The following is a 25,569-nucleotide window of genomic DNA, read 5'->3' on the forward strand; positions in this document are numbered from 1 at the left end:
CTCCTCGGTGGTGCGGGTGCTGTGGTGCGTCGGTGCGGAAGTGCGGGCGTTCGGAGGTGCGGAGGTGCGGGCGTGCGGAGGTGCGGAGGTGCGGTCGTGCGGCGTTGCGGTCGTGCGGAGAGAGCGAGGCGGGAGGGCCGGCGGATCGTGCTCGCCGGCCCTCCCGGGGCGGAGGCTACGCCTCCTCGGCCTCGCGGCGGCTGCGGGCGATCAGCAGGGCGCCGAGACCGAGCACGACAGCACCTCCCGAGAGCAGCAGCCAGGGGCCGGTGTCGACGCCGGTCGACGCGAGGCCGCCGGTGCCGGGCGTCGCGACGGGTGCCGCGGTCGCCGTGGCGGTGGGCTCCGGAGCCGCGGTGGGCGCGACCGTCGGAGCGGCGGTCGCGGTCGGCTCCGGCGTGGCGGAGGGCTCCGGGGTCACCGTCGGCTCGGGAGTCGCGGTGGGCTCCGGGGTCGCGGTCGGCTCGGGCGTGGCCGTCGGCTCGGGAGTCGCGGTCGGCTCCGGCGTCGCGGTCGGCTCAGGAGTCGCCGTCGGCTCCGGCGTCGCGGTCGGCGTCGCCGTCGGCTCCGGCGTCCCCGGCAGCTCGACGGCCGCGCCCTCGGGCGCCACGGCGAGCAGCGCTCGGGCGACGTCGCTGAACGCGCCGACCGGGTGGTTGCGGAAGACCGGCGAGGTGCCGAAGAGGAAGCCCTCGGTGCCCGACTCCGTCGCGAACGAGACGGCCGAGGCCTGCCCGGCCGCGTCGCTCCGGGACTGGCCCTCGGAGGCGACCCAGTGCCCGGCGACGAAGGTGTCCTCGGCGGCGTAGCTCTGCTCCACCGTCACGGACGCGTCGAAGCCGTCGAACCAGAGGGCCGGCGAGACGAAGGCGGTGTCCTGCGGATAGTCGCCGAGGATCCCGTCGGCCGGGGTCTCGACCGAGACGATGCCGTTCGAGCCGCCGGTGCCGGTCTGCGCGGTCAGCGTCGCCAGGCCGAAGTCGGTCGCGAAGGCCGCTCCCGCTCCGCCGCGGCCGACCACGTCGCCGCCCGCCGCGAGGAACTCCTCGACGGCGGTGCGGCCCGCGGCCTGCTCCGGGGTGAAGGACAGCGCGCGGCCCAGCAGCAGCACGTCCGCGTCGGTCAGGACGGTCTCGCCCGAGGCGAGCGTCTCGGCCGTGACGGCGACCGCGTCGGCGAAGCCGAGCTTGGCCAGCGCGTCGCGGTCCTCGTGCGAGCCGGAGTAGGCGACGCGGACGGCGGAGAGCGCGGTGCCGTCCTCGTCCTCGATCCGCTCGGCGGTGGTCGCCGAGAAGTCGACGCCGAACTCGGCGGCGGCGGCCTTCGCGGCGGCGAGGCCGTCGGCGTCGGCGCGGAGGGCGATCGTGCCGTCGGCGAACTGCTCGAGCGCGACTCCGGCGCCCAGGAGCGCGTTCACCGCCTGGTACTCGAGCACGCCGCGCGGCTCGAAGGCGAGGTAGCCGGCGTCCGCGGGGACGCTGCCGCTCGGAGCGACCGCGGTGACCGGCTCGAGCTCGACGGCGGGCATCGGGTCGAGCGTGGAGCCGACCGGGATCACGTCGGCGCCCCAGAGCAGCGAGAGGCTCCAGGCCGAGACGTCGTACATCTCGGGCACGCGGTCGGAGATGTCGGTGCCGTCGGCGAGCAGCACGTTCGCGAGGCCGCGGACGGGCTGGTGCATGTCGACGACGTAGGAGCCGGCCTGGTAGGTCGTGCCGCCCGCGGTCATCGCCGTGGTCGTGCGGTCGACCTCGACGCCGTGCGCGAGCAGCTGCGCGACGAGGGTCTCGGCGTCGGACGCCGAGCGCTGGGCGTCACCGGCGGGGATGACGTAGGCGCGGGGGTACTCGGTCGTGTAGACGTCGGTCTTGTCCCAGATCTCGGTCCACTCGGTCGGCGTGCCGGCCGGCAGGTCCGAGGCGGAGACGTCGGCGGGGATCTCGACGGCGGGGGCGCCGGTGACGCCGCGCTCGAAGATCTGCACCTGGTTGCTCAGCAGGGCGTCGCGGTTGGCCTCGATGTAGTCGACCGAGGCGTCCATGACGATCCCGGCGATCTCGATGTCGATGTCGGCGTTCGCCTGGCCCTCGGCGATCTGCTCGGGCGTCTCGTTGTCGGTGCGGCCCAGCGGCAGCTCGACCGTGTTGGTGATCGCGCCCTGGAAGGCGACGTACTGCGGCGCGAAGATCGGGGGCCAGTCGTCCCAGCCCGCGCGGATGTCGCGGTAGGGGATCAGGATCTGGCCCGTGTTCTCGGTCGTGACGCTGCCGTCGGCCGCCTTGTAGGTGTTGCCGGGCACGTCCGCCTCGACGACGCGGCGCTCGATCTCGAGCGCGGTCGCGTAGGCGTGCGGCAGGAACAGGTCGTACTCGTAGTTTTCGCCGTGCGGCGGGCCGCAGGGCTCGACCTGCAGGATGCCGGTGTAGCCGTGGATGTCGATGAAGTAGGTCGGCTGCAGGACGCTGGAGAGGTCGCGGATGACGGCCGCCTCGTTGGTCGCTCCCGTGATCATGTCGCGGTTGGGGTCGTAGCCCGCCGCGACGGCGCGCTGGCCGAGGGCCCGGCCGTCGGGGTTGTTGGTGACGGTGAAGTAGAGGCGGTTGCCCTCGAGGAGCGCCTCGGTCTCGGCGTCCTCGGCGGTGGCGACCTTCTCGATGTAGTCCAGGATCGCGTCGGATCCCTCCCACTCGTTGCCGTGGATGTTGCCGTTGAACCAGGTCGGCACCTTGTACTCGGCCATCAGCTCGGCGTCGGCTGCGGCCGCCTCCGGCTCGTTCTTCAGGCGATCGCGCCACTCGGCCTGCTGCGCGGTCTCGGCGGCGGACTCGGGTGCGGTGACGGTGACCAGGTAGATGTCGCGGCCGAGGCCGGACTTCCCGACCACCTGGGTCGAGACGCGGTCGGAGCGCGCGGCGAGGTCGTTCAGCGCCGGCGCGATCTGGTCGTACGGCGTGACGCCGCGGGTCAGCGAGGCGTCGGTCGGATCGACCGCGACCTCGGTGAGGGCTTCCCGGTAGGGGTAGCTCGCGGGCTCGGTGATCGGCGCCGAGGCGGGGCGGACGAGGTCCACCCGCTCGAAGGCGGAGGGTGCGGCGGCGGTCGGTGTCGCGGTGGTGGTCGCTGTCGCGGCGGGCGCGATCAGCAGACCGCCGGCGGCGAGCGCGAGGGCCGCGCAGCCGGAGGTCAGGGCGGTGCGTGTTCTCAAGCGGAGATCTTTCGTGTCGGAGGTCGGCGCGGACGAGGCTCCGCGCTCGCTCCTGCGTCATCGACCTCGAAGCAACGTGTGAACCCTCTCAGGAACCTAGGCCACCCGTGTTTCCGGCACGTGTCACGCCCGCCCCCCCCTCGCGAGATGCCACTTGTGCGCGCGACACGCCGTGAAAGGCGTGCACAAGTGGCATCTCGCGCTGGGGGTCAGCGGGGTCAGCCCAGGAAGAGGGAGAGGAGGAGCACCATGCCGAGGGCCAGGACCGAGGCGAGGGAGACGCCGACCGTCACCGACTTGAGGGCGCCGCGGACGGACTGGCCGAGGAAGCTCTGCAGCAGCCAGAAGGTGTTCGAGGTGACGTGGATGCAGAACAGCGCGCCGGAGCCGGCGGCGAGCGCGATCAGCAGCGGGTCGAGTCCGAGGGTCGCGGCGACCGGGGCGACGACGCCCGCGGCGGTGATCGCCGAGAGGGTGACCGAGCCGACGGCGATGTGCAGCACGGCCGCCATCACCCAGACCAGCAGCAGCGGCGCGGAGGCGTTCGCCGAGAAGTAGCCCTTCAGCACCTCGCCGAGGTCGCCCTCCGCGATCACCGCGGCGAGCGCCCCGCCGACGCCGGTGAGCAGGAAGATCTGGCCGCCGTCCTGGAAGCCCTTCGCCACCGCCTTCTCCATCCGCGCCGTGCCCGCGACCGAGCGGCCGACGAGCCCGGTGGCGATCACGGCGAGCAGCAGCGCGATCACCGGGTTGCCGAGGAACTGCAGCACCGGCACCTCCGCGCCCGCGACCGAGAGCACGGCCTGAGCGGCGATGAGCAGCAGCGCGAGCAGCATCGGGGCGAACAGCAGGAGCAGCGGGCGCTCGCGCGGGGCGTCGGCGTCGTGCGCGACGGCGGAGTCGAGCGCTCCGGCGGAGTCACGGCCACCGTCCGTCCCGCGCTCGCCGCCGTCGGACGGGCCTCCCGCGGATCGTGCGGACCCGGCCGAGGCCGACCCGCCGGCGGCCTCGCCCTCCACCCGCTCCCCCGCCGGCACCGTGGCGAGCCCGGCGGTCTCGTCGCGGACGACGAGCTGCTCGTCGCGCGCCGGGTCCCAGAAGCCCATCCGGAAGGCGAGCGACATCAGGAGGATGGTGAGCACCACGGTCGGCGCGACCACCGCGAAGCCGCCCAGCATCATCACGCCGAGCGGCACCCCGAGCAGCCCCGCGAGCGCCACGGCCGCGAAGCCCGGCACCATCATCACGATGCCCATCTCGAGGCCGACGGCGAAGGTGACCGCGACGATCCCGGTGCCGTTCCGGCCGAGCCGCGGCGCGATCCTCCGGGCGAGCGGTGCCGCGATGACGATCAGGGCGTCGACGAAGATCGTCTGCAGATACGTGGCGAAGGACAGCCCCAGCGCGTAGGGGATGCCGCGCTTGCCGAAGACCCGCAGCAGCCCCTCGACGAGGCGCACGACGGCGCCCATCTCGTTGAGCATCGCGCCGATCAGGACGCCCCAGCCGATCAGGAGCCCCGCCTCCATCATCACCTCGCCGAAGCCGCGGGTCATGGTCGAGACGGTGTCGACGGGACCGAGCCCGGTCAGCAGCCCGATGGCCGCGGCGCCCACGGCGAGCGCGAGCACCGGATTGAAGCGGAAGCGGACGATCGCGACGACGACCACGACGATGACCAGGGCGACGACGCCGAGGGTGTACCACTCCGGCATGACGCCTCCTCCGCCCGCGGCGGCGCGGGTTCTCACACCCTAGGGGTGCGCGCCGCCGCCGCGGGAGTCGGCGGGCCGCATCGGCGAGTCGCCCGGGAGGGCTCGTTCTCCAGCCCGGGAACGAGCCTTCTCGGGCGACTCAGGAGCTCCGGGCCTGCGCGACGGGGGCTCGGCGTCGTGCAGGAGGAGGGAATAGCGTGGCGGGATGGCACTGACGCTTCCCGAGCCCCGGCTCCCCTCGCTCCTCGACTCCCCGGTGCTGCGCTGGGGAGTCCTCGCCCCCGGCTCGATCGCCGGCACCTTCGTCGACGCGCTGCAGAAGCACACGCGGCAGCGGGTCGTCGCCGTCGGCTCGCGCTCCCAGGAGCGCGCGGACGAGTTCGCGCGGCGCTTCGGCGTCGAGCGGGCCTCGGCCGGCTACGAGGCCGTCGTGAACGACCCGGAGGTCGACGTCGTCTACATCGCCTCGCCGAACTCGGAGCACGCGCGCCAGGCCCTGCGCGCGATCGCCGCGGGCAAGCACGTCCTCGTCGAGAAGCCGTTCGCCACCACGGCGGGCGAGGCCGAGATGATCGTCCACGCCGCGCGCGACGCCGGCGTCTTCGCGATGGAGGCGATGTGGATGCGCTACCTGCCGCAGATGGACGTCGTCCGGCAGCTGCTCGCGGACGGCGCGGTCGGCGATCCCGCGCTGGTCTCCGCCGACTTCGGCGCCGCGTTCGCGTTCGACCCGGCCAGCCGCATCTTCGATCCGGCGCTGGCGGGCGGCGGCCTGCTCGACGTGGGCGTCTACGCCTCCTCGTTCGTCTCGATGGTGGCCGGCGCCCCGCAGAGCACCGTCGTCGCCGGCGCCCTGACCTCGACCGGGGTGGACGCGATGGCGACGATCGTCGGGCGGCACGCGCACGGCGTCCAGTCGGTCGCGACGTCGACCGTGCTCGCCGACACCCTGCACGCCGCGAGCGTCGCGGGCAGCGAGGGGCGGATCGACGTGCACCCGTCGTTCTGGACGCCGAGCGGCGTCACCCTGACCCGCGGCTCCGACAGCGCCTCGTGGCGTGACGAGACGGGGCTGCAGGGCGGCGAGGGCCTCGCCTGGGAGGCGGTGCACCTCGCGCAGTACGTGGCGGAGGGGCGCACCGAGTCGCCGGTGCACCCGCTGGACGAGACGGTGCAGGTGGTGCGCACGCTGGACGAGGCGCGCCGGCGCCTGGGCGTCGAGGTCTGACGCGCGGAAGTCCGATCTGCAGATGATCCGGCCACCCCGCGCCGCTCCTGCGCGGAGGAGAGCGCCTTCCGGGCGGGGTCGCCCGCGGATCGAACAGGCACCCGACAGTCGTCAGCCCGCCGGCAGCTCCACGCGGAAGCTCGTGCGCCCCGGCTCGGACTCGACCAGCACGCGTCCGCCGTGCGCGTCGACCACCGCCGCCACGATCGCGAGGCCCAGCCCCGTCGAGCCGGTCGTCCGCGCGCGGGAGGAGTCGCCACGGGCGAAGCGCTCGAACAGCACCGGCACCAGCGCCTCGTCGATGCCCGGACCGGAGTCGGTGATCGTCACCACCGCGATCGGCCGGCCGCGCTCGTCCCGGTCCTCGGCGAGCGCCGCGACGACGCGCGTCCCCGGCGGCGTGTGGACGGTGGCGTTCCGCAGCAGGTTCGCGACCACCTGGTGCAGCCGGAAGCCGTCGCCGCGGATCTCGATCGGCTCCTCCGGCAGGTCGAGGTCCCACTCGTGGTCGGGTCCGGCGACGTGCGCGTCCGATACGGCCTCGATCAGCACCATCGTCAGATCGACCGGCTCCGTCTCGAGATCGCGGCCCTCGTCCAGGCGCGCCAGCAGCAGGAGGTCCTCGACGAGCGAGGTCATCCGGGTCGCCGCCGACTCGATCCGATCGAGCGAGTACTCCGCTGCCCCGGAGAGCTCGACGTCGCCGCGACGGGGCAGCTCGGCGTAGCCGCGGATGGCCGCGAGCGGCGTGCGCAGCTCGTGCGAGGCGTCGGCGACGAACTGCCGGACCTTGTTCTCGCTGGCCTGGCGCGACTCCAGAGCACCGCCGACGTGGTCGAGCATGCGGTTGAAGGCGGCGCCCACCCGGCCGACCTCGGTGCGGACGTCGGCGTCCTCCTCCGGCACGCGCTCGATCAGCTCGACCTCGCCGCGCTCCAGCGGCAGCTCGGCGACGCGGGTCGCCGTCGCCTCCACCCGCTCGAGCGGGCGCAGCGCCACCCGGATGATCGCGGTCGCGATCAGGGCGACCAGCAGCATCGCGAGCAGGACGACGACGACCACGACGGTGGTGAGGGTGCCGAGCGTCTCCTCCGTCTGGCCGAGCGGGACGCCGACGAGCACGACCGCGCCGTCGACGAGCCGCGCCTCGACCCGGTACTCGCCGAGGGCGCCGCCGAGGTCGAGCGTCGTCGCGTCGCCGAGGCTCTGCACAGCGTCGGCGAGGACGGAGTCGGCGGGCTCGGCGAACTCCCGGCAGGACCCGGAGCTGTCGATGTACGCGCCGGTGTAGGCGCCGGTCGACCCGAGCACCGCGGTGATCGTCTGGGTGTCCTGGTTCGGCCGCCCCGCGAAGTCGCCGCTCGGGCAGGTCGTCGCGCGCTCGATCGCGCTGGAGCCGGCGAACTGGCTCGGCCCGTCGAATCCGGCCAGCCGGTCCAGCGACTCCGAGAGCTGGGTCTCCGCGTTGTCGTAGAGGATCCCGCGCAGGGACAGCACGCTCACCGTGCCGACGATCCCCGCGGTCACCGCGACCAGCGCGACGACGGCGACGACCATGCGGCGCCGCAGCGTCCACGGCGCGCGGCGGGCCGCGTTCGAGCGCCGCAGCGCGGACCGGGTGGCGAAGTCGCCGAGTGTGGGACGCAGCCGCCCGCCCCCGGTCGTCACTGCTCGGCGGGCTTCAGCAGGTAGCCGGCGCCGCGGACCGTGTGGATCATCGGCGAGCGCCCGGCGTCGATCTTCTTGCGGAGGTAGGAGATGTAGATCTCGACCACGCTCGATCTGCCACCGAAGTCGTACGACCAGACCCGGTCGAGGATCTGCGCCTTGCTCAGCACACGGCGGGGGTTCCGCATCAGGAAGCGCAGCAGCTCGAACTCCGTCGCGGTCAGCTCGATGTCGGTGCCGGCCCGGCGCACCTCGTGGCTGTCCTCGTTCAGGACGAGGTCGCCCACGACGACCTCCGGGTCGTCGGCGTCGTTGGCGAGCAGGGTGGAGCGGCGGATCAGCCCGCGCATCCGGGCGACGAGCTCCTCGAGCGAGAACGGCTTGGTGACGTAGTCGTCGCCGCCGGCGGTGAGCCCCGCGATGCGGTCGTCGAGCGCGTCCTTGGCGGTGAGGAAGAGGACCGGGGTCTCGCTGCCGTCGGCGCGGATCCGCTGGAGCACCTGCAGCCCGTCGATGTCGGGCAGCATCACGTCGAGCACGATGACGTCGGGGCGGAACTCGCGGGTGATCGTGATCGCGGAGCGGCCCTCGGCAGCGGTGCGCACCTCCCAGCCCTCGTAGCGCAGCGCCATCTGCAGCAGATCGGTGAGGGTGCTCTCGTCGTCGACGACGAGGACGCGGATCGGCGTGCCGTCCGCTCGCTTGAGGCGGGTGCGCTGCGCGGAGGCGAGGTGCTTCGAAGGGGCCGGGGTGCTCATGACTCCCCAGTATCAGGAGTTTCCTATGAGCGCGCTATGCCCGGGCGATGGCCCGGCTGTGCGCGGCCGGAGAGCGACGGCGGCGATGGACGCCCGGCCGGCTTTCTCCGAAAGCGGAAGTCCCCCTCTCGTCCCGAGCGGCGAAGCCGCGTCGCGTCTCGGCTGTGAGGAGGAGGACGCGGCCGTGCCCCTCTGCATGCTGGTCGAGGAGCCCCGCAGGGGCGCATCGAGACCCGCCGTGACCAATAGGGCTCGCGTGCAGACCCGTCCATCAGGGGCGGGCGGATCTCGAGACGCCCGCTGCGCGGGCTACTCGATCAGCATGGGCTTGCCGCCCTAGCGCTTCGGCGCCCGCGCCGACTCGTCGGCCGGATCGGCGTCGAACTCCTCCGGGTCGACGACCGCCGAGCGGGCGTAGCCGCGCACGCGCCGGTCGATGAAGGTCGCGAACCAGAGCAGCACGCCGATCACGAGCAGCACGGCCGCGATCTCGTACTGCGCGATGTCGCGACCGGAGGTGATCGGCAGCACCAGGTAGACGCAGGCGATCGCGCCGAGCACCGGCAGCACGGTCGGCGTCCGGAAGTGCTCGTGCTCGACCGGCTGGCGCCGCAGCACCAGGACCGCGACGTTCACCACCGCGAAGACCGCGAGCAGCAGCAGCGACGTGGTGCCGCCGAGCAGGACCGCGATCGGGTCGGAGGGGTCGCGCGACACGTACGCGGTGAGCAGCAGCGCGAGGACCGTGGTGAACAGGATCGCCGCCCACGGCGTCCGCCGGCCGGCCAGCACGTTCTTCAGGAACGGCGGCAGCACGCCCTGCTTGCTCATCCCGTAGAGCAGTCGGCTGGCCATCATCATGTTGATCAGAGCGCTGTTCGCGACGGCGAAGAGGGAGATGAACGGCAGCAGCGTCGAGATCGGGAAGTCCGGCGCGGCCGTCTCGACGACCGTCACGAGCGGGGTGTCGTTGCCGGCCAGCTCGCCGATCGGCACGATCGCGACGGCCAGCGTCGAGACCAGCACGTAGACGACGGCCGTGATGCCGAGACCGGTCAGCATCACCTTCGGGAAGATGCGGCTCGGATCCTTGGTCTCCTCGGCCATGTTGACCGAGTCCTCGAAGCCGACCATCGCGAAGAAGGCCAGCGAGGTGGCGGTGCTGATCGCGAGCAGCAGCGACTTGTCCTCGGGCGTCTCGAAGGCGACGACCCGGGAGAAGTCGGCCTGGCCGCCGAAGACCGCGAAGGAGCAGACGAGGATCACCAGCAGCAGGCCCGACAGCTCGATCAGGGTGAGCACCACGTTGAGGCCGACGCTCTCCGCGACTCCGCGCAGATTCACCAGCGCGATGCAGACCATGAAGATCAGCGCGATGCTCAGCCGCGTGCCCGCGCCGTCGCCGAGGCCGAAGCCGATCGCGAAGTTGCTCGCGAACGCGCCGGAGGCGGCCGAGGCCGAGGTGATCCCGCTCGCCATCACGGTGAAGCAGACCAGGAAGGTGACGAAGTGGATCCCGAACGCCTTGTGCGCGTAGAGCGCGGCCCCGGCGGCCTGCGGGAACTTGGTCACCAGCTCGAGGTAGGAGCAGGCGGTGAGCGTCGCGACGACGAAGGCGATCACGAACGGCAGCCAGGCGGCACCGCCCACCTCCGAGGCGACCTGCCCGGTCAGGGCGTAGATGCCGGTGCCGAGGATGTCCCCCACCACGAACAGCAGGAGGAGCTTGGGGCCGAGGACCCGCTTGAGCTCGGGAGGTGCCGTCTTCTCGCTGGTCGCCGTCATGATCGCGCCTCCATCGGTTCGTACCGGGTGGCGCGAGCCTAGGGCCGCGCGGGAGGCAGGGGGAAGCCCCGGGGACGGAACGACGGCGCGATCGCGCCCGGGAACGCAGAAGCGCCAGGACCCCGAACCGGTCCTGGCGCTTCTGTGGTGGTCGGATCAATGGGGACGACGGACTCCGCCTTCCCCCGTGGTCGAGACCTAGATCGGGAGGCAGACCCCGAGGAAGCCGGTCAGCGGGAAGGCGGAGACACCGGTGAGGTTCGCTGCCGCGGTGTTGTTCCCGGTGTTGGTCTCCGTGTAGCCGGCGGGGACGCTGGCGAGGGAGAGCCGGAACTCGGCCACGGCGAAGACCCCGAGGACGCCCGTGATGTCGATGATCGCCGACGGGGTCGCCGTCACGATCGTGAAGGTGATGGTGTTGTTGACGAGGACGCCGACGTTCGCACCCGTGGCCGAGACACCCACATTGGCCAGGCGCGGGCTGGTCAGCGTGAAGGTCGTGCCGGCGGGGATGTTGCCGGTCACGGCGGACACCGTGAAGCGCGGCACGGCGTTGCCCACCGTGAGCGTGCGGCAGGTGCGCGAGACGACGATGTCGACGGTCGCGTTCGACGCGGCGGCGGCGGGCGTGGCGATGGCGACGGCGACGACCGGCACGCTCCACGCAGCGGTCTTGGCGAGGTTTCGGCGGGAGATGGAGTTCTCGGGCACGGGTTCCCTTTCGAGAGGAGTGGGGTCGGAGGCCGTGCGTCGGAGGAACCCCCCACGTCCGGACAAGGGGAAAGCTAGGGAGCTGTCCCCCTTTCGATCCACACCGCCGGAGCCGGCGAGGATCCTTCGCTTCCGTCTGATCCTGGGAGCGCTCTGAACGCGGCCTCTGAGGTCGAACACTCGATTCCGCGCCGTTCCGGGCACCGCCGCTCGCCGCTCCCACGGCCGAGGGCTCGCCCGCGGTCCGATCCGCCGGGCGCAGGCTCGCCGCGCGGCCCGATCAGGCGTCGCGGAATCGCGCCCCGCTGGCGGGCCCGGACGGATCCGCCGCCGGGTCAGCCGTCGTCGAGGTCCTCCGCGGCGCAACGCAGCCGCAGCAGCACCTGCAGCTCCAGCACCTGCTCCCGCCACTCCCGGCCGAGCAGCCGATCGAGGGCCGCGAGCCGCTGGTGGACGGTGTCGGCGCCAGCACCGCGGGCCGCGACGTCGCGATCCTCGGCCTCGCCACGACCCTTCCGCAGGCGCTCGCTCATCGGCGACTCAAAGACGACAGAGACGACTCGGATAGCCGGCCTTCCTACTGTCGGGACGTCGAGCGGGCCCCTCCGCTCGTCCTCCCCGACCGAAGGACGCCATGTTCGCCACCTATCTCCGGCGAGAGCTGACCAACCGCCGCCGGCAGACGATGATCATCGCCGCCGGTATGGCGCTCGCCATCGCCCTCGTGATCCTCGTCACCTCGTTCTCCGCCGGCGTCCGCAGCGCCCAGGCCTCGGTCCTCGAGTCCGTCTACGGCGTCGGCACCGACATCACCGTGACCCAGGCCGCCGCCGCGCCGACGGAGGGCGAGGCCCCCGGCCAGCGCTTCGACTTCGGCTCCACCGACGGCACGACCGACGACGGCACCACCTCCGTCAGCCAGTCACGCCTCGAGGCCGACCGCGGCACGACCACGTTCGACGCCTCGGCCGTCGCCACCGCGCAGGGCGTGACCGGCGTCTCCGCTGCGATCGGCGTTCTCTCGCTGAACAACACCACCTTCAGCGGGCAGCTGCCCGGCTCCTCCCAGCAGGGCGGCACGGACGGCACCGCGGACCAGGGAGCAGCGGGCACCGCTCCGGCGGCCGGCGAGGCGCCCACGGGCGGCCCGGACGGCGCGGGCGGCTCCTCCTTCGGCGTCGACTCCTTCTCGGTGCTCGGCCTCGACCCGGCCGGCTCCGCGATCGGCCCCCTGGCCGACGTGAGCCTCACCGACGGCCGCACCTTCACCACGGACGACGCGGGCCAGGACGTCGTCGTCGTCGACTCCTCCTACGCGACCACGGCCGCGCTGTCCGTCGGCTCGACCGTCGACATCGGCGGAACCGCCTTCAGCGTGATCGGCATCGTCACGACCGACTCCACGGACGCGAGCACCGCCTCCGACACGTACATCCCGCTCGACGTCGCCCAGACCCTCTCCGGCCAGGCCGGCCTGATCTCCTCCGTCTACGTCCAGGCCGCCTCCTCCGAGGACATCTCCTCGATTCAGACCGCCCTGCAGACCGCGCTGCCCGACGCGACCGTCTCGACGCAGGCCGATCTCGCCTCGAGCGTCTCCGGCTCGCTCTCCACCGCGGGCGACCTGGTCGCGAACCTCGGCACCTGGCTCTCGCTGCTGGTCCTCGCCGCCGCGTTCCTGATCGCGATCCTGTTCACCGTCTCGGGCGTCACTCGGCGCACCCGCGAGTTCGGCACGCTCAAGGCCATCGGCTGGAGCAACGGCGCGATCGTGCGCCAGGTGGCCGGCGAGTCGGTCGTCCAGGGGCTGATCGGCGGCACCGCGGGCATCGTCCTCGGGCTCGTCGGCGTCACGATCGTCAATCTGATCGCGCCCACGCTCTCGGGCACCTCCACCAGCACCTCGGCGATGGGCGCCGGTGGTCCCGGCGGCGGCTTCGGCGGAGGCGGCCCCGGCGCCGCGCAGACCGCCGCGGCCACCGAGGTGGCGCTCTCGCTCCCCGTCACCGTGCCGGTGATCCTGCTCGCGGTCGGCCTCGCCGTCCTCGGCGGGCTGCTCGCCGGAGCCCTCGGCGGCTGGCGCGCCTCGCGCCTGCGCCCGGCCGCGGCGCTCCGCTCGGTCGGCTGACCCCCTCGACTCCTCGTCCCCTCGTCCCCGGAAGGACACCCGCATGTACACCCTCACGAACGTCACCAAGAGCTACGACGGAGCGAAGACGAAGGTCACCGCGCTGAAGGACGTCACCCTCACCATCCCGGACGGGCAGATGGTCGCGATCCAGGGACCGACCGGCGGCGGCAAGTCGACGCTGCTGCAGATGCTCGGCGCGCTCGACCGGCCCACCTCGGGCACCGTCGTCCTCGGCGAGCACGAGATCTCCTCGGCGGGCGATGCGCGCCTCGCGGCCATCCGCGCGCGGGAGGTGGGGATCGTCTTCCAGAGCTTCAACCTCATCCCGACGCTCACCGCGCTCGAGAACGTCGAGACGGCCCTCGCTCCGCAGCGCATCCCGCGGGCGGAGCGGGCCGAGCGGGCGAAGGCGGCGCTCGCCTCGGTCGGCCTCGCCGACCGCCTCGACCACCTGCCCGCCGAGCTCTCCGGCGGTCAGCAGCAGCGCGTCGCGATCGCCCGCGCGCTGGTCAAGAACCCGACGGTGCTCCTCGCCGACGAGCCGACCGGCGCCCTCGACGAGGACACCCGCGACGACATCATGACGCTGCTCGAGACCCTCTGGAAGGACCTCGGCCTCACCCTCGTCATCGTCACCCACGACTCCACCGTCGCCCGCCGCGCCCAGCGCCGCCTGCACCTCAAGGGCGGCCACGTCCGCGACGTCGCCTGACGGCGGAGGAGCACACATGCTGGTCGAGTAGCCCCGCAGGGGCGTATCGAGACCCGCCGCCCCCAACAGGGCGGATCTGCAGACTCACGTCCAGACGTCGGTGGATCTCGATACGCCCGCTGCGCGGGCTACTCGATCAGCAAGTGTGCGGGCACAGCTCGGCGGACGTGCCGCCGACCGCCTCAGCCCGCGTGCTCCCGCAGGAACGCCAGCGCACGCGGCCACGCGTCGGTCGCCGCGTCCGCCCGGTACATGCCCTCGTTCGCGTCGTTGAAGAACGCGTGCCCCGCCCCCGGATACACGACGACCTCCACCTCCTTGCCCGCGGTCGCCTCGCGGATCCCGGGCACCTGCGCCATCAGCGGTTCGTCCTGGTCGCCGTAGAACGCGAGGACCGGCACCCGCAGCGAGCCGAGCTCCTCCGCCGAGGCCGTGTTGTGCCCGTAGAACGGCACCGCCGCGGCCACGCGCGGCTCCGCGAGCGCGAGGGCCCAGCTGAAGGTGCCGCCGTAGCAGAAGCCGGTGACGGAGACGCTCGTCGTCCCCTCCTCGCGCAGGAGCCGCTCGACCAGCGCCCGGAGGATCGCGACCGTCCGCACCGCGTGCTGCGGCGTGAACACCGGGGCGAAGAAGGTCCGCAGCTCGACCTGGCGCGGCAGCCGGCGCACCGGGTGGTCGTAGTCAGCGCGCTGCTCGGTCTCGAGCTGCTCGAGCAGCCCGCTGTCGGCGAGCAGCTCGGGCGCGACGACCCGGAAGCCCTCGGCCGCGTACCGGTCGGCGACCGAGCGGATGTGGCCGTCGACCCCCCACACCTCGTGGATCAGGATGAGGACGCGCCCGCCCTCCCCGCTGCAGTACACCGGTACATCGTGGTCGGCCAGGGTCCAGGTCTCATCGCTCGTGGGCATCTGCGCACCCTAGACCCGCGAGCCGGGAGCGCACCCACTGGCGGTCCTCCGGCACGCAGAACCTCGTCCGGCTCGTCGAAACGGCCGACTCCCGCGAGCCGGAGCCGACTCCGCGAGCCGGAGGTGCTCCGGAGTCGCGATTCCCGCGAGCCGGAGCCGTTCCGACGTGCCGGAGGTGACGTGCCGGAGCTGTCCCGGAGTCGCAGTCAGCCCGCCGCAGGCGTGAGCGGCGGCGCGACGAGGATCTCGTCCCACTCCCCCTCGGGCCTCTCGTAGCGGAAGCCGTGCCGCTCGTAGAGCCGGCGGGCGGCGCTCCCCCGCAGCACGTCGAGCCGGAAGGGCCGATCGGCGCGCCCGTCCTCGAGCATCACCCGCCGGAGGACCGCCGCCCCGATCCCGCGCCCCTGCGCGGCGGTCGCAAGGTAGAAGTGCTCGATCCAGACCGCGTCCTCCTCGAGGCGCGAGGCGATGCAGCCGACGAGCTCGCCGTCCACCTCGATCACGCGGGTGTGCTCCGGCCGGTAGCCGTCCAGGAAGCGGTGACGCACCCGGTGCTCGTCGTAGCGGTCGAGCCGGTCGAGGTCCGGCCGCATCACGACGGCGCGCAGCTCGGCTATGACCGGGGCGTCGTCGAGCGTCCCGGGACGGAGGCTCCAGTGCGCGGCGCGCTCAGCGCCCACGGGGCTTCCGGGTCCGCCGCACCGCCGGCCGCGCGGTCCCGCCGGGCCGGGCGGGCTTCTTCTTCCCGCCGCCCGCCTTCTCGCGCTTCTCCCGCGCCTCGCGGGCCTTCGCCTTCGCCGCCTTCGCGCGCGACTCGACCTTCGGGGTCGCCGCAGTGCCGCGGGTCGTGTTCGCGCTGCGGCCGCGGACGACGCCGATGAAGTCCTCGACGTCGTCGGTCTTGTCCTCGGTCGCCCAGGCGAGGCGGATGCTGGTGGGCGCGACGCCGCTGACCGGGACGACCCGCACGTCCTTCCGGCTGTGCACGCGGGCGACCGACTGCGGCACGATCAGCACGCCGACGCCGGCCGCGACCTGCTCGACCGCGTCGTCGAGTCCGGCCATCCGCGGCAGCGCGCGGCGGGTCCCGTCCGCGATCTCCACGGCGAGCGCCGCCCACTCCGGCACCGTCGCCGGCTCCTGCAGCAGGTGCTCGTCCGCGAGGTCGGCGACGTCCATCCCCTCGGCGTCGGCGAAGGCGTGGTCGCGGGGCAGGACCACGACGGGCTGCTCCTCGTAGAGCAGGATCGAGCTGACGGAGTCGCTGCGCACGTCGCCGCGCACGAAGACGATCTGCGCGCGGCCGTCGCGCAGCACCTCCTCCTGCTCGCTCTCGGCGATCGGGAGCACCCGGAGCCGCAGGTCGGGTCGGCGCTCGGCCCAGACGCGGGTCCACTTGGTCGGCGTGACGCCGGGCACCAGCGCGATCAGGAGGGCCGGGCCCTCGGGCTCGGCGACGTCCCGCTCGGCGTCGTCCGGCTCCGCGTCGTCGAGCACGGCGTCGTCCGGCACGGCGTCGTCCGGCTCCGGCGTCTCGAACTCCGTCTGCGCGGCGTCGGCCCTGTCGTCCAGGCCGCCCGCGTCCTCGCGGTGTGCCGGCTGCTCGCGGGGGTCCGGCTCGTCGCTCATCCGTCCAGGGTAGGTCCTGCGCACCCACCGGTAGGGTTGCCGCATGGCCAAGGCGACACAGACGATGAAGGCTGCGACCGCGGCGAAGAAGCTCCAGATCTTCTTTCCCGCGACTCCGGAGGAGTTCCAGGAGTCGGCGATCACGCGCGAGCAGTACGACGACCTCGTCGCGAACCCGCCGGAGTGGCTGACGAAGCTCCGCGAGACCGGCCCGCACCCGCGCCCGGTGATCGCCTCGCGCCTCAACGTGTCGATCTCGGGCCTGGCCCGCGGCGGCATCGACGAGGCGCTCACGACCGAGCAGATCCAGGCCCTCCTCGACGAGGTCCCCGAGTGGCTCCGCGTCGAGCAGAACTCCTACGCCGAGGTCCGCCGCGAGCAGGCCCGCCTGAAGGCCGAGCGCGCCGCCAAGGACGCCGAGTCCGCGTAAGCCGGACTGCCGCGAGATGCCACTTGTGCACGCGACACGCCGTGAGAGGCGTGCACAAATGGCATCTCGCGGAGGCGGCTAGGCCGGGACGTCCACCCAGGCGCCGGCCGCCGACGCGTCGAGCACGGCGTCCGTGATCCGCGCGGCGCGCAGGCCGTCGGCGAAGGTCGGCAGACCCTCGACCTCGGCACCCGCGACGGCGGCGTAGGTGTCGCGGGCGAACGCGGTGAACGCGTCCTGGTAGCCCATCGGATGCCCGCTCGGCACGATCGAGAGCCGTGCCGCATCGGGGCGGAGGATCGACCCGTCGCGCGGGATCAACGCAGCGCTGTCGCGCCGCCCGACCCACAGCGTCTCGGGCAGCTCCTGCTCGAACCGCAGCGACTCCTCGAGCCCCGAGACCTCGAGCACCAGCTCGTTGCGGTGCCCCGCGGTCACCTGCGAGACGAGCAGCGTGCCCACGGCGCCGCCCGCGAGACGCACGATCACTCCGGCCGCGTCCTCGGTCTCGACCCGACGGCCACCGCGCTCGGCGTGCACGGTGCTCGTGAGCGAAGCGAGCGCCGCGATCCGCTCGCCCGTGACGAACTCGAGCAGGTCGACCAGGTGCGAGCCGATGTCGGCGAAGGCGCGCGAGCGCCCGCCCGCCGCCGGGTCGACGCGCCAGTTGTCGTCGGAGGCGCCGAGCAGCCAGTCCTGCAGGTAGCTGCCGCGCACCGTGACGAGCCGCCCGGCCTCGCCGGCCGCGACCCGGGCTCGCGCCTCGCGCACCATCGGGTGGAAGCGGTAGGCGAACGGCACCGTGGCGACCACTCCGGCCTCGGCGGCGGCCTCGACGAGCGCCGTCGCCTCCGCCGTCGTCGCCGCGAGCGGCTTCTCGCAGACCACGTGCTTGCCCGCCGCGATCGCCGCGAGCGCGAGCCCGGCGTGCGTCCCGTTCGGCGTGCAGACGTGCACCACGTCGATCGAGTCGTCCTCGATCAGCGCGCGAGCGTCGTCGTAGGCGACCTCGAATCCGAGCTCACCGGCCGCCCGCTCGCCCTTCGCCGGGCTGGAGGAGGCGATGCCCGCGAGCACCGCGCCCGCACTGCGGGCCGCCCGGCTGTGCACGGCGGCCATGAAGCCGCCGCCGAGCACGCCGACCCGCAGGGGTCCGCCCATCAGACGAGCGTCGCTTCGCTCGGGTCCCAGTCCTCGGGCAGAGCGGGGCGCGGCGCGACGGTGCTCTCCACGAGCACCTTCTCGCCGGTCTCGGCGGCCTCGAGCAGCGACAGCATCACGTCGGTCACGTGGTACGCCAGGTCACCCGACGCCGCCTCGGGGCGGTCGGCCCGGATCGCGCGGGCGAGCTCGAGCACGCCGGTGCCGCGCGAGGCGGTCGAGCCGGTGGCCGGGATGACCTCGGGCTCGGACCCGCCGCGCCGGTACAGCGTCAGCTCGCCGTCGTGCATGTTCGGGTCGGGCAGCACGAGGGTGCCCTCCGAGCCGTTGATCTCGACGAAGCCCATCCGCGGCAGGCTCGACTCGAAGCTCCAGACGCCCTGCGCCGAGGCGCCCGACTCGAAGCGCAGGAGCCCGCCGATGTGCGTCGGGATCGTGACGGGGAACTCGGTCCCCTCGCGCGGGCCGGAGCCGACGGTGCGGGTCGCGCGCGCCTGCGAGGAGACCGCGGTGACGCTCTCGACCGGGCCGAGGTTCTGCACGAGGGTCGTGATGTAGTACGGCCCCATGTCCAGCAGCGGGCCGCCGCCGGTGGTGAAGAAGAACTCGGGGTTCGGGTGCCAGCCCTCGGGGCCCGGGCCCTGGAAGAGGGTGATCGCCGAGAGCGGCGTGCCGATGGCCCCGCTCTCGATGATGCGCTGCGCGGTCTGCAGGCCGGCGCCGAGGAAGGTGTCGGGCGCCGTGGCGACGCGCAGCCCCTTCTCCTTCGCGAGGGCCAGCAGCTCCACGCCGCTGTCGCGGTCGAGCGAGAACGGCTTCTCGGTCCAGACGTGCTTGCCCGCCTCGACGGCCTTCCGCGCCACCTCGACGTGGGCGGCCGGGATGGTGAGGTTCACGACGATCTCGATGCCGGGGTGCGCGAGCAGCTCGTCCACCGTGCCCGAGGCCGGCACGCCGAAGGCCTCGGCCTGCGCCCGCGCGCGGTCGAGGTCGATGTCGGCGACGAAGAGGACCTCGAGGTCGGGGAAGACGGTGAGGTTGGTCAGGTACTGCGTGCTGATGTTACCGGCGCCGATGACGCCGACGCCGACGCGCCCGGTGCCGCTCATGCGCCGAGCTCCGAGACGTAGCGGCGGCCGGAGGCGAGGCCCTCGAAGACGTCGCCCGCGTAGGCGTCGAACTCGAGGACGGCGAGGGACTGCGGGGCGGCGGCGAGGATCGCCGGGACGTCCATCGCGCCCTCGCCCGCGGGCAGCTGCTCCAGCGTCTCCTTCGAGATCGGCCCGTCCTTGATGTGCAGGAACTGCACGCGGTCGCCGAGGCGGCCGAGCACCTCGACCGGGTCGTCACCGCCGACCGCGGCCCAGTAGGTGTCCAACTCGAGGACGATGCGCGGATCGAGCAGGCCCGCGAGGTGCTCGAAGGCGCTGCGGCCGTCGACGCGGTTCTCGAACTCGAAGGCGTGGTTGTGGTAGCCGAGCGCCAGCCCGCGCGACGCGGCGGAGTCGACGAGCGCATTGAGCTCGTCGGCGACTCCAGCGACGGAATCCGCACTGGTCCAGCGCTCCGGGTCGACCATGGGGTCGATCACGGTCTGCACGCCGAGCGAGGCGGCGATGTCGAGGATCTCCTCGACCGGCGCCCCGGTCTCGAGGAGGCGGGCGTGCGCGCTCGGCGCGGTGAGCCCGCTGGCCGGGAGTGCGGAGCGGTAGGCGTCGGCGCGGTTCACGACGTCGAACAGCTCGACCTTCGCGAAGCCGAGGCCGGCGAGCCGGTCGAGCGCGGCGGGCAGGTCGGCGGCGAGCGCGTCGCGGACCGAGTACAGCTGGACGGAGAGGTCTGGGGGTGTGGCCACCGGGGGGTGCTCCTGATCGACGTCGAACATTGGTCCCCCGACCCTACGCGGACTTTTGCTTGCAGCCAAGCAAAACCCCGTCGAGTGGCGCGGGAAAGCGCGCTCCCGACGCGCAGAAGACGTGTTCGCTGTGGTTGACTCCAGCCATGTCCCCGCGTCGCCGCTCCTCGATCAGCGCGGTGGGCGAGCTGCTGCTCCTGCTGTCCGACGGGGCGCCGCGCACCCGGGCCGACGTCGTCGCCGAGACCGGCCTGCCGCGGGCCGCCGTCTCCGCCCAGCTCGACGCGCTGATCGCCACCGGACTCGTCGCCCGCCGCGACGACGCCCCCTCCTCCGGCGGGCGCCCGGCCGGCCGCGTCGCCTTCGACGCCCGCGCGCGCAGCCTCCTCGTCATCGACTTCGGCGCCGCGCACGCGACCGTCGCCCTCACCGACCTCGACGGCCGGGTGCTGGCGGAGCGCCGCGAGGCGATCGCGATCGCCGACGGCCCGCAGATCGTCCTCGGTCACGCCCTCGACGTCGCCGGCGCGCTGCTCCAGGAGGCTCCCGGCGCCGGTCCGCTCGCGGGCGTCGGCGTCGGCGTCCCCGGCCCGGTCGAGCACGCGACCGGCCGCCCGGTGAAGCCGCCGATCATGCCCGGCTGGGACCGCTTCGACATCCCGTCGTCCGTCGCCCGCAGCCTCCCCGTGCCGGTCCTCGTGGACAACGACGTGAACCTCCTCGCCCTCGGCGAGCACGCCGCCCACTACTCCGACGTCGACGACCTCCTCTACGTGAAGGTCTCCACCGGCATCGGCGCCGGCATCGTCAGCGGCGGCGCCCTCCAGCGCGGGGCCCTCGGCGCGGCGGGCGACCTCGGCCACGTGCAGGTGCCCGGCGACCGCGGCGAGGCCGACCTCGAGGCCATCGCGAGCGGCTCGGCCATCGCCCGCCGCCTCACCGCCGCGGGCCTGCACACGGCCGCGGGACTGCCGGTCTCGAGCACCTCCGATGTCGTCGCCCTGCTCACCGCGGGCGAGCCGACCACCGTCGAGCTGACCCGCGCCGCCGGCCGCGACCTCGGCGAGGTGCTCGCGACCTGCGTCAACCTGCTCAACCCCTCCGTCATCGTCATCGGCGGCAGCATCGCGGAGGCGAGCCACGAGGTTCTCGCCGGCGTCCGCGAGGTGGTCTACCGCCGCTCACTCCCCCTGGCGACCCGCGCCCTCGACATCGTGCAGGCCTCCGGCGACACCGGCGGCGGCGTCCGCGGCGCCGCCCTGATGGTCCGCCGCCACCTGCTCTCCCCCGCCGAGGTCGACGCCTTCCTCGGCGCCTGACCGCTCCGCGCGCTCCGTCGTCGAGTGGACGGTCGACGGGCTCCGCGAGATCCGCCGACCCCTGTTCGCGTCCTCTCGCTCGTGGCGCCGACTCCGACCGGACGCCTATCGGGGTGTGCGCGCGCCTCGCGCCCCGTTCCGCGTCCGCTCGCGCCGCTGGCGGCGGGGACGGAGGGCCGCTCAGCGGAGCGGGCCGGCCGCGAAGACGGAGGTGTAGACCGCGACCCGCAGCTGCTCGACCGACCGCGCCGCCCCCTCGGCGAGACCGCCGGCGTCGATCGCACCGCGGAGGATCTCGACGCGCCGCTCCTCCGAGACCGCCCGGACGAAGGGCAGGATGCGCGCGGCGTCCAGGATCGCGAAGGCGAGGACGCCGCGCTCCCCCGCCGGCTCGCCCTCGACGAGGGCGGTCAGCTCGGCGAGGAGCGCACTGCGCCGCGCGTCGTCGAGCACCGTGATCCGCACGGTCGGCAGCATCCCGAGGAACCGCGAGCGCTGCACGGTCAGATCGCCGCGCGCCTCGAGCTCCTCGAGCCCGGCCCGGAGCGCGTCCTCGCCCAGCTCACCGACGACGGCGCCCGGATCCGTGGTGCGCTCGAGCACGGCGGCCAGCGCCGCAGGCAACCGGGACGCATCGACCGTGACGAGCTGCCCCTCCTCGAGGCGCAGCGCTCCGGAGAGCACCGCATCGGCCACAGCAGCCGCTCCGGCCGCCTCCGAGGGGCCGGTGCCGCCACCCGCCCAGGCGCCGTCGCGGGTGAGGCAGAGCAGGATCACGTCCGAGGTGAAGGAAGCCATCCGGCATGGTAGCGATGCTCCAGGACAGTGCGCGGCGCCCTGACGTGCAATCGCACCTCCCCCCGCCGACGGCGTGCCGGTTGGGCAGGACGGCCCGGGAGGCAGAGAATGAATCGGTGCCCGATCTGCAGCTCTCGTTCCCCTGGGAGACGCAACCCGTCTTCGTGGACGCGAAGCCGCCGCACCTCCGACGGGTCGTGGCCGACTCCTCCGACCGCGTCGCCTGGCTGCGCGCCCGCTCGCGGGGCATCACCGCGACCGACGTCGCGCGCCTGTCCTCCCCCGCGGCCATCGACCGCGCCGCGCTCGACAAGCTCTACGGCTCGAGCTTCAGCGGCAACGCCTTCACCGACCACGGCCGCGCCCGCGAGCCGGAGATCGCCGCCTGGGTGCTCCGCGAGCACGCGATCGAGCCGAGCAGCACCCTCTTCCACGCGAGCCAGGAGCGCCGCCACCTGGCCACTCCCGACGGCATCGGCCTCCGCGAGGACGGCCGCCTCGAGCTCTGCGAGATCAAGACGACCTCGAAGCAGTGGCGCAGCATCCCGCGCCACTACCTGCGCCAGGTCTTCTGGCAGCAGTACGTCCTCGGCGCCGAGCGCACCCTCGTCGTCTGGGAGCAGCACCGCGACTTCGTGCCGATCGACGCCGTGCCCGAGTTCCGCTGGGTCGACCGCGACGAGGACGAGATCCACGTGCTGGTCCGCCTCGCCGGCATGCTGATGGCCGAGCTGCACGAGAGAACCCGCGCGGGCCGGAGATGACCGCCCTGCTCCTGCACGGCCTGGGCGGCGACCGCTCCCAGCCGCTCGGACTCCTGCGCGCAGCGCTGCCGGCCGGCACCGAGGTGATCGCCCCGGACGTCCGGGCGCACGGCGCCTCCGAGCTGATCGGCGGCGCCGCCGACTTCTCGCTCGACGCCCTGGCCGACGAGGTCACCGAGCACGTGATCCGGGCCGGAGCCGCGCACAAGCCCCTCACGGTCCTCGGCATCTCGATGGGCGCCGCGATCGCCCTGCGGCTCGCCAGCCGCAAGGTCCTGCCGATCGACCGCGCCGTCTTCGTCCGCCCCGCCTTCACCGCGGAGCCGCTGCCGGACAACCTCACGGTCTTCCCCGTCATCGCGCAGCTCCTGCACGACCACGGCGCCAAGCGCGGCGAGCGGCTCTTCCGAGCGTCCGGCCTCTTCGAGCGCGCGGCCCAGGTGTCGCCCGCGTCGGCAGACGCGCTCTGCCTGCAGTTCCGGTCGCCGCAGGCACAGGAGCGGGCCGTCCGCCTGGCCGAGATCCCCCGCAACGCCGCCTACCGCGACTCCGGCGAGCTCGGCGGGGTCATCGCGCGCACACTGGTGATCGCGGCCGACCGCGACCCGGTGCACCCGGTCGCGGTCGCCGAGCAGTGGGCTAGGGCTCTTCCGGACGCAGACCTCGAGCGGGTCCCGTCGCGGGACGCCGGTCTGGCGCAGCAGCAGGAGCGGATCCGCGGCCACGTCCGGGAGTGGCTCGGCCGCTGAGCTCCTCGCCGGCCAGCCCACCCTTGAACTCCTCGCCAGCGAGCCCACCCTTGAACTCCTCGCCAGCGAGCCCACCCTTGAACTCCTCGCCCGCCAGGACGAGCCCGACGACGGCCAGCCAGAGCACCGCGATCGCCGTCGCGACGAACTCGAGGGTGCCGCCGACTCCCAGCCACAGCCGCAGCAGCGAGAAGATCGCGCCGGTTCCTGCCACCAGGGCCACCGCGACGCCCGCGACCAGTGACAGCCGGGCGACCCCGGGCCGCTCCCGCGCCGTGGCGAGCTGCAGCATCGCCAGGCACGCCGCGGAGAAGCCGAGCACCGCGGCCGACGTGTGGATCAGGTCCTGCCAGCTGAACGCCGGACCGACCGGCAGCGGGCAGCCCGCCGAGCAGGTCACCTGCGAGGCGAGCGCGAAGCACAGCGCGGCGAGGAGGATCGCCAGCGCCGGCCGGAAGCCGGGCAGCAGCCGCGTCCGCACCGCTCGCGCCCCGACGGCGATGGCGACGCCGCCGGCCGCGACCAGCAGCAGGGCGATGCGGAAGGTCCCGGCGGTCGGCAGGTCCGGTGCGCCCATCTCGCTGACGTAGACCCAGCGGCTGGTGCCGATGCTGAAGCGCGCGGCGAGCAGCAGGGCGAGCCCCGCGAGGACCAGGAGCGCTCCGACCACGAGAAGGGGGCCGTTCGCTCGTCGTCGCACCTGCTCATCGTGCCAGACCGCACCGGGGGTGCCGCTCAGGAGGCGGGTCACCGCCCTGCCCTCCCGTACGGGGGACACAGAGGCTTTCTTCTCGGAGGGGTGACACCGCCGAAACAGCCCGGACTCATTACCGGGCTTGACTGAACGCGGCGCGCGGAAGCGGGGTCGGTCGGGGCGGACAGCCGCCTCCCGCCTGCTCGAAGGACCACCGGCGCCGGATCAGGAAAGGGCGATGATGCACAACAGCGCGCTCGGCCACGGCCTCGCGATCGGCGACATCCCGGAGGAGGTGGTGCTCCCCGACACGATGACGGCGGCGGTCATCGACGCCCCGGGCGACTGCTCGGTCCTCCACCTGGCGACGGTGCCCACGCCGACCGCGATCAACGCCGAGTTCGCCGTCAAGGTGATCGCGGCGGGAGTGAACCCGCTCGATGTGAAGACGCGAGCGGGCAAGGGAGTCGCCGCGCAGATCCCCTCCTACCCGGCGGTGCTCGGCCACGACTTCTCCGGCATCGTCGTCTCGAGTCCGTACCCGGCGCACCCGCTGCGCCCCGGCGACGAGGTCTACGGCTTCGTGATGGTGCCGCGCTACTCCGGCTCCTACGCGGAGTACGTCAGCGTCCCGAGCGTCTCGCTGGCCCGCAAGCCGTCGACGCTCTCGCACGTCGAGGCGGCGGGGGTGCCGCTCGCCGCGCTGACCGCCTGGGGCATGGTCGTCGAGCTGGCGAAGGCGCACGAGGGCCAGCGGATCCTGATCCACGCCGGGTCGGGCGGCGTCGGTCACTTCGCGGTGCAGTTCGCCGCCTACTTCGGCGCGTCGGTGATCGCGACCGGCTCGACCCGCAATCTGCAGTGGCTCCGCGAGCTCGGGGCGGACCAGGTCATCGACCACACCACCGAGCGCTTCGACGAGCTGCTGTCCGGCGTCGACGTGGTGATCGACCTCGTCGGCAACGTGCACGACAGCACGGGCTCCCGCTCACTGTCGGTGCTGCGCCCCGGTGGGCTGATCGTCAACGCGCCGACCGGCAGCTGGCCCGAGTTCTTCCAGGAGGCGGCCGCCGCGGGCGTGCGCGCCTCCACCTTCCGGGTCGCTCCCGACGGCGCGACCCTCGGCGTCGTCTCGCGCCTGCTCGAATCCGGCGACGTCCGCGTCTTCATCGACGGCGTCTACCCGCTCTCCTGCGCCGGCGAGGCGCACGCGCAGCTCGAGACCGGCCACACCCGCGGCAAGCTCGTCCTCACGGTCGCCGAGGGCTGACCCCTCCCCTCCTGCGAGATGCCACTTGTGCACGCGACACGCCGTGTCCGGCGTGCACAAGTGGCATCTCGCGGCGGGG

23 protein-coding genes are annotated in these 25,569 nt (G+C 73.4%); 8 read left to right on the plus strand and 15 right to left on the minus strand.

What is annotated here, in order from left to right; all coding sequences use genetic code 11:
• Positions 1–175: 175 nt before the first annotated feature.
• A complete protein-coding gene (locus tag GTU73_RS19530) occupies positions 176–3,205 on the minus strand; it encodes a M14 family zinc carboxypeptidase (RefSeq protein WP_160090598.1) in 3,030 nt (1,009 codons plus the stop codon).
• A 218-nt stretch (positions 3,206–3,423) separates the two neighbouring features.
• Positions 3,424–4,920 carry an SLC13 family permease gene (locus GTU73_RS15660; RefSeq protein ID WP_160090599.1) on the minus strand — a complete coding sequence of 499 codons (1,497 nt, stop codon included), beginning with the start codon at positions 4,918–4,920 and terminating at the stop codon, positions 3,424–3,426.
• Positions 4,921–5,125: 205 nt separating this feature from the next.
• Here GTU73_RS15660 and GTU73_RS15665 point away from each other — a divergent pair, with 205 nt between their 5' ends.
• Positions 5,126–6,148, plus strand: coding sequence for a Gfo/Idh/MocA family oxidoreductase (locus tag GTU73_RS15665; protein WP_160090600.1), 1,023 nt, complete (start codon positions 5,126–5,128; stop codon positions 6,146–6,148).
• Positions 6,149–6,259: 111 nt separating this feature from the next.
• Here GTU73_RS15665 and GTU73_RS15670 read toward each other — a convergent pair whose 3' ends face one another.
• From GTU73_RS15670 to GTU73_RS15690, 5 genes are all read right to left on the minus strand, one after another.
• Positions 6,260–7,816, minus strand: coding sequence for a HAMP domain-containing sensor histidine kinase (locus tag GTU73_RS15670; RefSeq protein WP_244231665.1), 1,557 nt, complete (start codon positions 7,814–7,816; stop codon positions 6,260–6,262).
• Positions 7,813–8,574: a response regulator transcription factor gene (locus tag GTU73_RS15675; RefSeq protein WP_160090601.1), complete on the minus strand. Its 762-nt coding sequence runs from the start codon at positions 8,572–8,574 to the stop codon at positions 7,813–7,815. The genes GTU73_RS15670 and GTU73_RS15675 overlap by 4 nt, the downstream gene beginning before the upstream one ends.
• 336 nt (positions 8,575–8,910) lie before the next feature.
• Positions 8,911–10,359: an APC family permease gene (locus tag GTU73_RS15680; protein ID WP_160090602.1), complete on the minus strand. Its 1,449-nt coding sequence runs from the start codon at positions 10,357–10,359 to the stop codon at positions 8,911–8,913.
• A gap of 198 nt (positions 10,360–10,557) precedes the next feature.
• Positions 10,558–11,070, minus strand: a complete 513-nt coding sequence (locus GTU73_RS15685; RefSeq protein ID WP_160090603.1) for a hypothetical protein — start codon at positions 11,068–11,070, stop codon at positions 10,558–10,560.
• A gap of 335 nt (positions 11,071–11,405) precedes the next feature.
• Complete coding sequence (locus GTU73_RS15690) at positions 11,406–11,603, minus strand: hypothetical protein (protein WP_160090604.1); 198 nt, start codon at positions 11,601–11,603, stop codon at positions 11,406–11,408.
• A gap of 101 nt (positions 11,604–11,704) precedes the next feature.
• Here GTU73_RS15690 and GTU73_RS15695 point away from each other — a divergent pair, with 101 nt between their 5' ends.
• Together GTU73_RS15695 and GTU73_RS15700 are read left to right on the plus strand one after the other, a co-directional pair.
• Positions 11,705–13,198, plus strand: coding sequence for an FtsX-like permease family protein (locus GTU73_RS15695; RefSeq protein WP_160090605.1), 1,494 nt, complete (start codon positions 11,705–11,707; stop codon positions 13,196–13,198).
• A gap of 43 nt (positions 13,199–13,241) precedes the next feature.
• Positions 13,242–13,913, plus strand: coding sequence for an ABC transporter ATP-binding protein (locus GTU73_RS15700; RefSeq protein ID WP_160090606.1), 672 nt, complete (start codon positions 13,242–13,244; stop codon positions 13,911–13,913).
• 182 nt (positions 13,914–14,095) lie between these two features.
• Here GTU73_RS15700 and GTU73_RS15705 read toward each other — a convergent pair whose 3' ends face one another.
• From GTU73_RS15705 to GTU73_RS15715, 3 genes are all read right to left on the minus strand, one after another.
• Positions 14,096–14,821, minus strand: coding sequence for a dienelactone hydrolase family protein (locus tag GTU73_RS15705; RefSeq protein ID WP_160090607.1), 726 nt, complete (start codon positions 14,819–14,821; stop codon positions 14,096–14,098).
• A 206-nt stretch (positions 14,822–15,027) separates the two neighbouring features.
• Complete coding sequence (locus GTU73_RS15710) at positions 15,028–15,501, minus strand: GNAT family N-acetyltransferase (RefSeq protein WP_244231666.1); 474 nt, start codon at positions 15,499–15,501, stop codon at positions 15,028–15,030.
• The gene (locus GTU73_RS15715; RefSeq protein WP_160090608.1) at positions 15,491–16,450 is read right to left on the minus strand and encodes a LysR family substrate-binding domain-containing protein; all 960 of its coding nucleotides are present in this window, start codon (positions 16,448–16,450) and stop codon (positions 15,491–15,493) included. Before GTU73_RS15715 ends, GTU73_RS15710 begins: the two co-directional genes overlap by 11 nt.
• A 43-nt stretch (positions 16,451–16,493) precedes the next feature.
• On the opposite strand from GTU73_RS15715, the gene GTU73_RS15720 reads away from it, so the two are divergent.
• The gene (locus GTU73_RS15720; protein ID WP_160090609.1) at positions 16,494–16,880 is read left to right on the plus strand and encodes a DUF5997 family protein; all 387 of its coding nucleotides are present in this window, start codon (positions 16,494–16,496) and stop codon (positions 16,878–16,880) included.
• 78 nt (positions 16,881–16,958) lie between these two features.
• On the opposite strand, the gene GTU73_RS15725 is transcribed toward GTU73_RS15720, so the two are convergent.
• The 3 genes from GTU73_RS15725 to GTU73_RS15735 are packed head-to-tail and all read right to left on the minus strand — an operon-like array spanning position 16,959 to position 19,896.
• Positions 16,959–18,041 (minus strand): Gfo/Idh/MocA family oxidoreductase, encoded by a 1,083-nt coding sequence (locus GTU73_RS15725; RefSeq protein WP_160090610.1) that lies wholly within the window; start codon positions 18,039–18,041, stop codon positions 16,959–16,961.
• Positions 18,041–19,150, minus strand: a complete 1,110-nt coding sequence (locus GTU73_RS15730) for a Gfo/Idh/MocA family oxidoreductase (protein ID WP_160090611.1) — start codon at positions 19,148–19,150, stop codon at positions 18,041–18,043. Before GTU73_RS15730 ends, GTU73_RS15725 begins: the two co-directional genes overlap by 1 nt.
• Complete coding sequence (locus GTU73_RS15735; protein ID WP_244231667.1) at positions 19,147–19,896, minus strand: sugar phosphate isomerase/epimerase; 750 nt, start codon at positions 19,894–19,896, stop codon at positions 19,147–19,149. The genes GTU73_RS15730 and GTU73_RS15735 overlap by 4 nt, the downstream gene beginning before the upstream one ends.
• Before the next feature lie 146 nt (positions 19,897–20,042).
• Between GTU73_RS15735 and GTU73_RS15740 the strand changes: the two genes are divergently transcribed.
• Positions 20,043–21,215, plus strand: coding sequence for an ROK family transcriptional regulator (locus tag GTU73_RS15740; RefSeq protein WP_160090613.1), 1,173 nt, complete (start codon positions 20,043–20,045; stop codon positions 21,213–21,215).
• A 180-nt stretch (positions 21,216–21,395) separates the two neighbouring features.
• Here the strand turns inward: GTU73_RS15740 and GTU73_RS15745 are convergent, their stop codons facing one another.
• Positions 21,396–22,013, minus strand: a complete 618-nt coding sequence (locus GTU73_RS15745; protein ID WP_160090614.1) for a GPP34 family phosphoprotein — start codon at positions 22,011–22,013, stop codon at positions 21,396–21,398.
• Positions 22,014–22,177: 164 nt separating this feature from the next.
• Here GTU73_RS15745 and GTU73_RS15750 point away from each other — a divergent pair, with 164 nt between their 5' ends.
• Positions 22,178–22,777, plus strand: a complete 600-nt coding sequence (locus GTU73_RS15750) for a YqaJ viral recombinase family protein (RefSeq protein WP_243581359.1) — start codon at positions 22,178–22,180, stop codon at positions 22,775–22,777.
• On the plus strand, positions 22,774–23,526 hold the full coding sequence (locus tag GTU73_RS15755; protein WP_160090616.1) for an alpha/beta fold hydrolase: 753 nt from the start codon (positions 22,774–22,776) through the stop codon (positions 23,524–23,526). Before GTU73_RS15750 ends, GTU73_RS15755 begins: the two co-directional genes overlap by 4 nt.
• Here GTU73_RS15755 and GTU73_RS15760 read toward each other — a convergent pair.
• On the minus strand, positions 23,417–24,277 hold the full coding sequence (locus GTU73_RS15760) for a DUF998 domain-containing protein (RefSeq protein WP_244231668.1): 861 nt from the start codon (positions 24,275–24,277) through the stop codon (positions 23,417–23,419). The two genes, GTU73_RS15755 and GTU73_RS15760, sit on opposite strands and share 110 nt — an antisense overlap.
• A gap of 256 nt (positions 24,278–24,533) precedes the next feature.
• Between GTU73_RS15760 and GTU73_RS15765 the strand changes: the two genes are divergently transcribed.
• The gene (locus GTU73_RS15765; RefSeq protein WP_160091428.1) at positions 24,534–25,490 is read left to right on the plus strand and encodes an NADP-dependent oxidoreductase; all 957 of its coding nucleotides are present in this window, start codon (positions 24,534–24,536) and stop codon (positions 25,488–25,490) included.
• Positions 25,491–25,569 lie beyond the last annotated feature (79 nt).

The organism is Rathayibacter sp. VKM Ac-2804 (assembly GCF_009866655.1).
Lineage (GTDB): Bacteria > Actinomycetota > Actinomycetes > Actinomycetales > Microbacteriaceae > Rathayibacter.